Annotated in this window: 5 protein-coding genes and 2 pseudogenes; 2 read left to right on the top strand and 5 right to left on the bottom strand. The window is 62.6% G+C overall.

Annotated elements, in window-relative coordinates; genetic code table 11:
• Nucleotides 1–305: 305 nt before the first annotated feature.
• The 3 genes and pseudogenes from WDW90_RS33045 to WDW90_RS33055 all read right to left on the bottom strand — a co-directional run.
• Nucleotides 306–508: pseudogene (locus WDW90_RS33045) on the bottom strand (IS630 family transposase); the annotation flags it as partial.
• Nucleotides 509–524: 16 nt separating this feature from the next.
• Nucleotides 525–2825, bottom strand: a complete 2301-nt coding sequence (locus tag WDW90_RS33050) for an FdhF/YdeP family oxidoreductase (protein WP_336491877.1) — start codon at nucleotides 2823–2825, stop codon at nucleotides 525–527.
• Between the two features lie 69 nt (nucleotides 2826–2894).
• Complete coding sequence (locus WDW90_RS33055) at nucleotides 2895–3182, bottom strand: flagellar basal body-associated FliL family protein (RefSeq protein ID WP_336491878.1); 288 nt, start codon at nucleotides 3180–3182, stop codon at nucleotides 2895–2897.
• A gap of 974 nt (nucleotides 3183–4156) precedes the next feature.
• Here WDW90_RS33055 and WDW90_RS33060 point away from each other — a divergent pair.
• Nucleotides 4157–4420 (top strand): DUF6894 family protein, encoded by a 264-nt coding sequence (locus tag WDW90_RS33060; RefSeq protein ID WP_336491880.1) that lies wholly within the window; start codon nucleotides 4157–4159, stop codon nucleotides 4418–4420.
• A 13-nt stretch (nucleotides 4421–4433) separates the two neighbouring features.
• Here WDW90_RS33060 and WDW90_RS33065 read toward each other — a convergent pair whose 3' ends face one another.
• Together WDW90_RS33065 and WDW90_RS33070 are read right to left on the bottom strand one after the other, a co-directional pair.
• The gene (locus tag WDW90_RS33065) at nucleotides 4434–5453 is read right to left on the bottom strand and encodes a Crp/Fnr family transcriptional regulator (protein ID WP_336491881.1); all 1020 of its coding nucleotides are present in this window, start codon (nucleotides 5451–5453) and stop codon (nucleotides 4434–4436) included.
• Nucleotides 5454–6000: 547 nt separating this feature from the next.
• Nucleotides 6001–6441: a Ros/MucR family transcriptional regulator gene (locus WDW90_RS33070; RefSeq protein WP_336491882.1), complete on the bottom strand. Its 441-nt coding sequence runs from the start codon at nucleotides 6439–6441 to the stop codon at nucleotides 6001–6003.
• Between the two features lie 1141 nt (nucleotides 6442–7582).
• Between WDW90_RS33070 and WDW90_RS33075 the strand changes: the two are divergent.
• Nucleotides 7583–7680: pseudogene (locus tag WDW90_RS33075) on the top strand (IS5/IS1182 family transposase); the annotation flags it as partial.

Here is a 7680-nt window from a genome sequence, read left to right on the forward strand (position 1 = left end):
TCACCAGTCAGTCAGCAACGGGGCGCCCCATTTCCTCGTCATGATGGTGCGCGCCCCGCGCGCGGTTGATCTGTTGGCGAATTCGAGATTGCCGCTTCGACCGCGGCTCGAGGGCACCCCTATAGGGCTGAGCTGCGAGCGCAGGCTGCCCAATACCAGAGCGTGGCGGCAACCTTGGCAGGCGCTGAGACGAATTCGCCAACAGCATCCGACCGTTATTATTACATCGCCGGCCCCGAGACACGATGGCTCCTCACGAGACAAGATGCTCCGCCCCTAAGACGAGAGGCTCCTCGGGCTCAGGCGAGGTCGGGCTGGGCCTCGAACCATGCTTGGCGGGCGGCTCTTACGTCCGCGCGCTCCTGCTCGGCTGCGTGCGTCGCCTCTTTTTCCAGGTGATCCGATGGCGTTGGAAGAAGCGCGACGGACCGCTCGTGCTGGTCTCGACACCCTGCTCAGCTAACTGGTCGCGTAGTTCGCGCAGGAAGATGCGCGGCTCCCGTTGATAGACGGCTGTGCGATGTTTACGCTCTGACTGGGGCAGAAAATGCAACGCGAACCGGAACGGATTTTGCTGCCGGCACCTTGCTACGTTCCGCATGATGCCAGAGCGGGATCAGCGGGTTGCATTCCGGGTAGTAGCCGCCGACACAGCCTGGCGGGATATTGTAGGCCAGCACCCGGAAGCCGTCGACGCGGCGCTGGACACCGTCGCTCGCAGCGCTCACCAGGCTAATGGTCTGCGCATCGCGAAGGCCGAGGCGGGCAATGTCGGTTCTGTTCATGAAGAGCACCATGCGGGTACCCTGCACGCCCCGAAAGCGATCGTCGTAGCCGTAGATCGTGGTGTTGAACTGATCGTTCGAGCGCATGGTGATCAGGCGCAACACGTCAGGATCGGCCTGCTCCGTATCGGGATCAGTCGACAAACCGCCCGGCGTGATGAAGTTCGCCTTGCCGCTCTCGGTCTTCCAGGCTCGGTGAGCGGCGGGGATCGGCCGGCGGAAACCGCCGGGCTGCCACATGCGAGCATTGAAGTCCTTGAACTCGCTCGGATAGGTCGCCTCGATGGCATTGCGGACGCTGGCGTAGTCGCTGCCCCAGCGGTCCCAGTTGATCCGGTCGTTAGGGGCAAGCGTCGCCTTGGCGATCCCGGCGATAATCCGGGGCTCGGACAGGAGATGCGGGCTTGCCGGCTCAGCATAACCCTTCGAGCCGTGAATGCAGGCCGTCGAATCCTCCATCGCCACCGCTTGCGGCCCGCCGGGCTGCGTGTCGATTTCGATGCGTCCGAGGCAAGGCAGGATGTAGGCGATCTCGCCGTGGATCAGGTGGTTGCGATTGAGCTTCGTTGAGATCTGCACCGTCAGGCGCAGCTTGCGCCACGCTCCCTCCATCAGCACGGTCTCGGGGACCGCACGGATGAAGTTGCCTCCGAGCGCCACGAAGGCGCGGACCGAGCCACCGAGGATTCCCTCGCAAGCCTCGACGGTGTTCAGACCCTTCTCTTGTGGCGGCTCGAAGCCGTAGAGCGCCTTGAGCTTGTCGTTCGGCACCAACTCGGGCTTCTCCGTAATGCCGACCGTGCGCTGGCCCTGAACGTTGGAATGGCCGCGCACGGGGCAGATGCCGGCGCCTGGGCGCCCAATATTTCCGCGAAGTAGGAGCAAGTTGACGAGCATCTGCACGGTCTCGACACCCTTGCGATGCTGGGTCAGACCCATGCCGTAGATGCCCATTGTCGCTTTGGCCCGGCCGTAAGTCCGTGCCGCCTTTTCCAGCGCGCGACGCTGCAGGCCGGAATGGCGCTCGAGCTCTTCCCAAGACTTGGCGCGCACCGAAGCTGCGAAGGCCTCGAAGCCCTCCGTGTGTGCGTCAATGAAGGCGATGTCGATCAGCCGCCGGCCGCCGCTCTCGCGAGCCGCGTCGTCTGCCTCGATCAGAGCCTTGCAGATCCCGTAGATTGCCGCGAGGTCCCCGCCTGCCTTGACCTGAAGGTATTGCGACGAGATCCGCGTCTCGGAGCGCGTCAGCATCTCCACGGGCGATTGCGGGTTCGTGAAGCGCTCCAGTCCCCGTTCGCGGAACGGGTTGAAAGTGATGATGGGCACGCCCCGTTTGCTTGCGTCCTGGAGCGGATGTAGCATCCGCGGCGCGTTCGAGCCCGGGTTCTGGCCAAAGAAGAAGATACAATCGGTGTGCTCGAAGTCCTCGAGCAGAACGGTGCCCACCGGCGAGCCGATACTCTCCGGCAGCGCCACCGACGTCGACTCGTGACACATGTTGGAGCTGTCGGGCAGGTTGTTGTTTCCGTAGAGGCGCGCCAGCAGCCCGTACATGTAGGAGGCTTCGAGCGAGGCCCGTCCCGAGGCGTAGAACACCGTCTTTTTCGGTTCGAGCGCCTTCAACTCAGTGCCGATCTCGCGGAAGGCCTCTGACCAGGAGACGGGTCGGTATTTGTCAGTTGCCGCATCCCAGCGCATCGGTTCGGTCAGACGGCCGAGTTCCTCCAGGTCGTAGTCGCGCCAATTCTCCAGTTCGGTGACGGTGTGTTTAGCGAAGAAATCAGCCGTAATGTGCCGGCGGGTTACCTCCCAAGCCGTAGCCTTGGCGCCGTTCTCGCAGTACTCGAACACGGATGGCTTGCCAGGCTTGGCCCAGGCGCAGCTGACGCACATGAAACCGTCTGGCTTGTTCTGGTGCATCAGCAAGCCCCCGCCGCTCAGTGGGATCTGCTCACGCAGTAGGATCTCAGTCAGGGACTTGGCCGACCCCCAGCCACCTGAGGGGCCCATGTAGGGCTTGATTGTAACAGGGTCGGCCATGCCGGTTCTCCGCTCAAGCGTTGTCAGAGGCTATGAGAGGGATGGGACCCTCTCATAAGTTGCATACTGCTACGGATTGCGCACCGCCGGTTGCGGGGAGGCTGGATTTCCCGCCGGTACGCCGCTGGTGTTCGACGCGGATAGAGCGTTCGACTTGCCGCTCGTCGATCCGGTAATCTCCTGAAGTGAGGCCGCTTGGCTCTGGTCGGCGGAGCTTTGCGCAGCATTCGTGCCCTGCCAGAGCAGCAATCCCACGAGAGCAGCGAGCATCAGCCCGACGCTCACGACGAGAACATAAAGGGCCGGCTTGCCGCGTTTTCCTTGGCGACCAGCCTGACCGGTGAGTTGTTCAGCCACGGAGAACCTCGCTCGTCCGCCGTTGCGGACACTGCGCGGTCAACCTGCACAGGCTCGGATGGGTCCAGCCTGTGACGCTATGATCTCTCCAGATGCCGTTATGAGCCTGCCGCCGCTTTGTAGCGACGTCGAATGGCCATTCCTCACAACGATGATGTCTGGAGAAGCGTCCGAGAACTCGACGCCAACATCATCGCACGATCCTCTGCACGGCGCACATAGCTGCAAGCTGTAAGGAATCCGGCCGTTTTCCTGCCATGTGCGAGGAGCGCCTCGCGAGCCCTCCCAAACGGCCCCGTTTGTGTCAGGAAACCGTGACTGGAAAACTACTGACAGGAAAACGTGGCTGGGCCACTATCCTGACATGCTCGTCGGCTACGCCCGTGTCTCCACCCAGGTGCAGAGCGGCCGGCGGGAGTTCCGCTACCGCCTCCGGGGCTGTGCCAGGAGAATGGCAGTGCGCACGGCAGCGCGGCGGGCCGCAACTCCCGATCTCGCAGCCTGCAACACCTTCACGGCGTGAGGGCGCGCGGCCACAGCGGCTGCAACGTCCACCTCGTACTCGCCGATCAGGACAAGGCCAGGATCGGGATTGGCGAGGAATGCGTCCACGGCCGCAGACAAGTCTGCGGGACGGATCTCACCCGAGGAGAGAAGGCCCCCGACTGTCGGTCCTCTCATTCTGTGCCGCGCCCTGGCACTTCGGCCCGCCCGTCCGCATCAAGCACGGGGGCCTGCTTGAACAGCTTACCGGTGGTCGGGTCCGTTGCCATAGGTGGAGCCCTCCACGAGGCTAAGTCTAACCCTTCCGGGGTACGGTCTCGCACTTTGTACGCGGCCGTACGGGAACTAAAGCTGGACAGTTAACGGAGCCAGACCTATACGGATGAGGCCTCTGATTTGCCGGCAATACTCTAAGTACAAATCAGATAGGCTGAAGATAGCCCTCTCATATCAGCTGTACAGGAAAAGAAATGGCTCTGTACTTCTTTGACTTTCACGATCACGAGAACTCATTCGCCGATGAGGAGGCGGCAGAGTTCGCGGACATCAAGGCTGTCTCAGAAGAAGCGCTGCGCGCGCTGTGCGAGATTGTGGCCGATCAACCGCAGCGATATGCCGACCAGATGCCCCGGATGACGGTCCGCGACAGCACCGGCAAAGCTGTGCTGGCAGTTACGCTGACGGCCTCGACCACGTGGCTCGGAGGCGAACAGCCCACCAGCATCGCAGCCTGACAGCCCCGCGATCTCAAATAGCAGCATCCACTCCGTTGGTGGCAGAAGCCGCGCGGTTGCTCCACTCAGCCGCCAGCCTCTGCTGCAGGACCCGTGCCGCCGGCTGACCCCGCCTTCCGAGCTGCAGGTAAGCGGGACCGAACTCCGCGAAAGCCTGCAGGCGCGCGACATCCGGCACGCGGACCACGTGCTTCTGCAGATCGATCAACTCACTCGCCCGGAGCCCCTGCAGCACGCGGTTCACGTGCACGGCGGAGATACCCAGCGCCTCGGCTAAGTCCGTTTGCAGCAGCTTCAGCTCGAAGCTGTTCTCGCGCGCAAGGCCAACCGCCTGCAGCCGAGCCAGCAGCTCGCAGAAGAGATGCGCTGCCCGCTTCTCGGCTGGTCGGCTGTCGTTCACGAGCCACTCGCGGGCGATGCTCAGTTCCGTCAGCGCCAGCCGCCACATGGCTCGCATAATCCCGGGATGAGCCTCGATGAGGCCAACGAACTCCTGGCGTGAGATGCTGGCCACGGTGCAAGACGTGAGCGCACGCAGCTGCAGCTCCCGCGAGCCGGTCTCCAGAGACTGTACGTCGCCGAGATCGCCCGGAAGCGCGAAGGAGACAATCCGGCGGGTGCCGTTCAGGTGCAGCCCACACCGGCCCGCAATGCCGGTCAGCACGAGGTAGAGGCGATCCGTGTCGCCAGGCGCCGCAATCGTGTCTCGCGCAGTAAAGAGCTGCGGATTGCGTGGGAGCCGCTCGAGCGCGATCTGCTCAGCCTCTGTGAGAGTAGCTGCAGAGTGCAATCTCTGGACAAAGGATCTGCTCACGTCCGTGACCCTCTCACGCCACAACTCAGGGTACAGCGCAACCCATATAGGGCGATCGCGGGCCGGTCTAGCCTTCTTCAGGTAATCCCAAGTTCCAGCCACGCGTCTGATTGAAGCACCTGCTCCTTTCCGCGGCGCAGATTTGGCCTCATGCGGCTGGACTTTGCTCAATCCCGGATCGGCGCTCGATTGATCCACGTTAGTTATTGCAGGAGCCACTGCGCGGCGTCGGCTACTTCCGCCTCATTGACGCTGTCACCGTCGCCCGGCACTCAGCTTCCTCTGCGCCAGGCCCAAATCTCTCTCGATCAAATCCTCTGTCCGTGAGACGCTGAATCCGTTGTACTGGTCGCTCATGGGGTTTGCTCCTCACCTGCGATGTGGCGGCACGCCCTGCGAGCCAGGCTTCTGGCGCAGTGCTGGGCTCTTCAACCGGCACTGCTCTTGGGCTGCTGTAACCACACCCTGACGCTTGGCGCTGCCGAGGGCCCCCAATGCGGTGAGCGCTGCGAGCAGCAGGACAGCCACCCCCCCAAGAGACCGAGCAGCATCAGATCAGTCCGAGACGTGAGCCAATCCATGTCGCCGACTAGGGCGCCATGGACGAGGATCAGCAGGAGGGCGATGAATGGGCAAAACACGCCCGCGAGGAAGAGAAGCATCCCGAGCCGCCGCATCGCCCGCTCCCTTGCCGCGGTAGACCTTGTCTGTCCGCGCCTCACCCCTGGCTTAACCGGCACCCTTCGCCTTGCGCTGGCCCTTCGGCTCAGATGAGGGGGGCGGAGCCACCTGCGGACTTCCGGCGCTGCTGGCCGAGGCCCGCGGCGCGGGCGATTTCGGCACGCTGAGCCGAATAGTTCGAGGCAGCCATCGGATAGTCGGCCGGCAGGCCATAGCGGGTGCGGTAGTCCTCTATGCTGAGCCCATGCCGGGTCAGGTGCCGCTTGAGCATCTTGTAGGGCTTACCGTCGATGAAGCTGATGAGATGGTCTGGCGTCACCGACTTGCGGATCTGCGCGGGGGTGGGTTTCTCGATCGCATCCGCCGGATCAGCAGCTTTGCCCAACCCGGTGAGCGCAGCGTGAACGCCGGCGATCACTTCCGGCAGGTCAGTGCCCCGAATCGAGTTGTTCGACACGTAGGCTGAGACGATCCGCGCCATGAGATCGACAGCGTTCGTCTGTGGCAGCGCAGCATCGTCTTCCATCGCCGGCCCCGAGCATTTGCCTGTGCGGCTGCACCTCAGCCTGAATTCGGCTGCAGCACAAGAACGCGTCAGAGAGAATTAACCACGATGTTGAGGCCAGCGCTCCTGCCCCTGGATGCGCGACCTAAGCTCGAGCGCAAAGGGGCAGAACGAAGCTGCGCTGTCGTGCTGCGCGGGCAAAGAAAACCCCAGCGCGAGGCCGGGGTAACGGACGGTTCGGTCCGTAGCTGGCGGGGAGGAACGAGCTAGCCGCGCAAAGAACGAACATCCCGGCGCACTGTCGAGTAGGCTCGGTCGCCTTGCGCAATTCGTACGTTTCTGAGCAGGAACCTTCGAACCTTCGCCCGTTTCACAAACATGCGCCGTTTTGGATCGGAGAGAACTATCAACTTGCGGAAGCTTCTCGCGGATGTTTGCGCTATCTTCTTGGACGACCTGTACATCAGCTATTTACGCGCTCAGGACATTGTAAAAACATGCAGCGAATGCGGAAAATTCTGCAAGGAAACACGTCTTGAGGTTAAGATTTTCTGCTGCAAGGCCAACGGAGGTACGCACGATGGCCTGTATACTTGTACGAGTGTAAAGGACAGTACGAGTTACGCTCTTTGCCTTAAGGGAGGAGAGCGAGACGAGATAGCTTGTTGGAACGAATGCGAGGCGACGGTGTGCAGGTGAGCCTTTCCGAGAGGCCGCGCCAATGGCCGTCCTCTGGGTTTACGCAGCTTTGAGGCATGGTCCTGCATGATGGATGAGCCCCGCCGGTTCTTCACGCCCTGGCGCGTGGCCGAGTTCGAGGGCGCGTTCCGCATCGAAGACGCCGCCGCTCTCCCGCTGGCCTACGCCTATTAGTCCGAGGACACCGCGCCGAGCCATCAGCAGCTATACGTCCCACCAGGAGGCGTGCCGGGTCGCACTGAACATCGCATCGCTGCCGGATTTGCGCGCTGCCCTCCACGGCAAGGATGGGGCAGGGGAGTTGTGGGCTGACGGGGCAAATGCGCAACACTCCGGCGGCACGCAATCCGGACCACTGCTTCCGTATTGATCCAGACGATTCCGGCCCCTTAGTGTCTGTCCGGCGACATATTGAGCGATGTCAGTGGCTTATGATTCAAGGCGGCCTGTGTGGAGGCTGCTGATGTGGACGACCGAGAACCGGGCCCGCTACGATCGAAGCGAGCTTCGTTATCCGAGCGACCTGACGGATGACGAGTGGGCGCTGATTGAGCCTCTGAT

This window comes from Methylobacterium nigriterrae (assembly GCF_037106235.1).
Lineage (GTDB): Bacteria > Pseudomonadota > Alphaproteobacteria > Rhizobiales > Beijerinckiaceae > Methylobacterium > Methylobacterium nigriterrae.

Coding starts and splice junctions, on each gene's coding strand:
- WDW90_RS33070 (WP_336491882.1), bottom strand. CDS start 6,441: ATGGAAGACGATGCTGCGCTGCCACAGACGAACGCTGTCGATCTCATG.
- WDW90_RS33050 (WP_336491877.1), bottom strand. CDS start 2,825: ATGGCCGACCCTGTTACAATCAAGCCCTACATGGGCCCCTCAGGTGGC.
- WDW90_RS33060 (WP_336491880.1), top strand. CDS start 4,157: ATGGCTCTGTACTTCTTTGACTTTCACGATCACGAGAACTCATTCGCC.